This window comes from Streptomyces sp. HSW2009, from assembly GCF_040240285.1.
Lineage (GTDB): Bacteria > Actinomycetota > Actinomycetes > Streptomycetales > Streptomycetaceae > Streptomyces.
Window position 1 is genome coordinate 1 of record NZ_JBEHZD010001326.1, and the last position, 2,153, is coordinate 2,153.

Here is a 2,153-nt window from a genome sequence, read left to right on the forward strand (position 1 = left end):
GGGGGCGGGGGCCGCCCGGCGCCGGGGCCGGGCGGCGGGCCGATCGGGGTCAGCGGCGGCAGCCGGCCGATCAGGCGCAGTACGTCCAGGGCGCAGCGGGCCACCGCGAAGCGGCTACCGCGCTCGCGCCGCGTCCGGGCCTCCAGATAGCCCGCGCCGCCGCCGGGCCACCACACGTCGGCGTGCAGTTCGCGCAGTTGGGCGGCCCAGCGCGGCGGCAGGTCGGCCGGCGGGTGGCGGCGCGCCTCGTCCGCGATGAGGTCGATGGCCAGCCGGGTGCGGTCAGGGGCCAGTTCGCGGCGGACCAGCCGCACCACGTCCGCCGGGTACCAGCCGGCGGCCCAGCGCAGCGCCAGGGTCTCGCGGGCGGCGCGCAGCAGCGCGCGGCTGGTGGCCGGCGCCCCGTCGGGGGCCGCGGCCAGCGCCGAGGCCGCCGCGTCCAGTTTGAGGTCGAGCAGGTCGTCCGCGGTGTCCGCCGGGACGCCCAGTACGTCCCGCAACGCCCGCGCCACCAGCGCGTCCGCCGCCTCCTGTGCCCTCGCCACCACTCGCCTCCTGTGCCGTCGCCGCGCCGCGTGCCGTACGCCGCGTGCCGTCTCCGCCGCTGCCGTGCTGTCTCCCCGTCCCCGGTCGGCCCATGCGTGGTCGGTCCGTACCGGGTTGGCCTGCCCCTGGCCGCCCTGCCCGGTGGGTCCACTGATCCCGCCGGGACCGCTCCCGGTCGGTCCGGCCCGCCGCCCCGGTGGGTGCCGGTGCCGCGCGGGCCAGGACCCGCAGCGCCCGTACCGCACGGGCCCGTACCGCACGGGGCACGAACGTGGGGGGGGGGGGGGGGGGGGGGGGGGGGGGGGGGGGGGGGGGCGGGGGGGGCGGGGGGCGGCCGGGGCCGGGCGGGGGGGGCCGGCGGGGGCGGGCGGGCCCGGCGGGACTACTCCCGGAACAGGGCGATCAGCCGCAGCAGCTCCAGGTAGATCCAGACCAGCGTCAGCGTGAGGCCGAACGCGGCCAGCCACGCCTCCTCGCGCGGGGCGCCGTACGCCACGCCGTCCTCGACCTGCTTGAAGTCCATGGCGAGGAAGGCCGCGCCGAGGACCACGCCCACGATGCCGAAGACGATGCCGAGGGCGCCGCTGCGGAAGCCGAGGCCGTCGCCGCCGCCGAAGGCCGCGAACAGCAGGTTGACCACCATCAGCAGCATGAAGCCGATGGCCGCGGCCATCACGAAGCGCTGGAAGCGCGCGTCGACCCGGATCAGCCGGGTGCGGTAGGCGATCAGCACACCGGCGAAGACCGCCATCGTGCCGAGCACCGCCTGCATCGGAATGCCGGACCAGCGCGAGTTGAACATCTCGCTGATGACGCCGAGGAAGACACCCTCGAACGCCGCGTACCCAATGATCAGGGCCGGGACGGGCTTGCTCTTGAACGCCTGGACCAGGCCGAGCACCATCGCGATCAGCGCGGCGCCGATCGCGATGCCGTAGCTCTTGCTGGACACCGGCAGCGCGGCCCAGGCGACGACGGCACCGACGATGACGGTGCCGAGCGTCATGGCCGTCCGCATGACGACGTCGTCCATCGTCATCCGGCCGGTCTGCGGCGGCGCGACCTGGCCGCCGTAGAGCTGCTGCATCTGCTCAGGGGTCAGGTCCTGCGCGCCCGGGGCATACGGGTTGGTCGGCTGGGCACCGGTGGCGTACGGGTTGCCCTGGGTCGCGGTGGGGCCCCCGGCCTGCGGCGCCGTGTTGAAGCCCGCGTAGGCGTTGTCGCGGCTGAAGCCCCGTCGCGAGAAGACCGGGTTGCTGCTCCTCATCTCACTCCTCCATGGCCGCCCTGCGCGACCTTGAGTCAAGGGTAATGGGTAAGCAAAAGAATCACCCTAGTGCCAGGGGAGGATCTTTTCGCCCCTCTTTAGCCGCTACCCGGCCACCGCTGGGCCATGCGGCGAACCCTCGGCGACGACCGCGCCACGGAGCGTCCGTGGGGGTGGCGTCGGGGCGTCCCGGGGTGCGGCGTGTCGCCGCCGCGGCCGGGCGGGCGCCCCGGGGCCGGCCCCCCGGCGCCCCCGCGCCCCGCGCCCCCCCCCCCCCCCCCCCCCCCCACGCCCCCCCCCCCCCCCCCCCCCCCCCCCCCCCCCCCCCCACTTTTTTTTT

At 76.6% G+C, this 2,153-nt stretch carries 2 protein-coding genes and 1 pseudogene; 1 reads left to right on the forward strand and 2 read right to left on the reverse strand.

Annotated elements, in window-relative coordinates; translation table 11 throughout:
• Positions 1-545, reverse strand: a pseudogene (locus AAHZ94_RS36010) (DUF2786 domain-containing protein); the annotation flags it as partial.
• 207 nt (positions 546-752) lie between these two features.
• Here AAHZ94_RS36010 and AAHZ94_RS36015 point away from each other — a divergent pair.
• Entirely contained in the window at positions 753-971 is a 219-nt protein-coding gene (locus tag AAHZ94_RS36015; RefSeq protein WP_349997827.1) for a hypothetical protein, read from the forward strand.
• Here AAHZ94_RS36015 and AAHZ94_RS36020 read toward each other — a convergent pair.
• Positions 929-1,813, reverse strand: a complete 885-nt coding sequence (locus AAHZ94_RS36020) for a Bax inhibitor-1/YccA family protein (RefSeq protein WP_349997828.1) — start codon at positions 1,811-1,813, stop codon at positions 929-931. The two genes, AAHZ94_RS36015 and AAHZ94_RS36020, sit on opposite strands and share 43 nt — an antisense overlap.
• Between the last annotated feature and the right edge of the window lie 340 nt (positions 1,814-2,153).

Coding starts and splice junctions, on each gene's coding strand:
- AAHZ94_RS36020 (WP_349997828.1), bottom strand. CDS start 1,813: ATGAGGAGCAGCAACCCGGTCTTCTCGCGACGGGGCTTCAGCCGCGAC.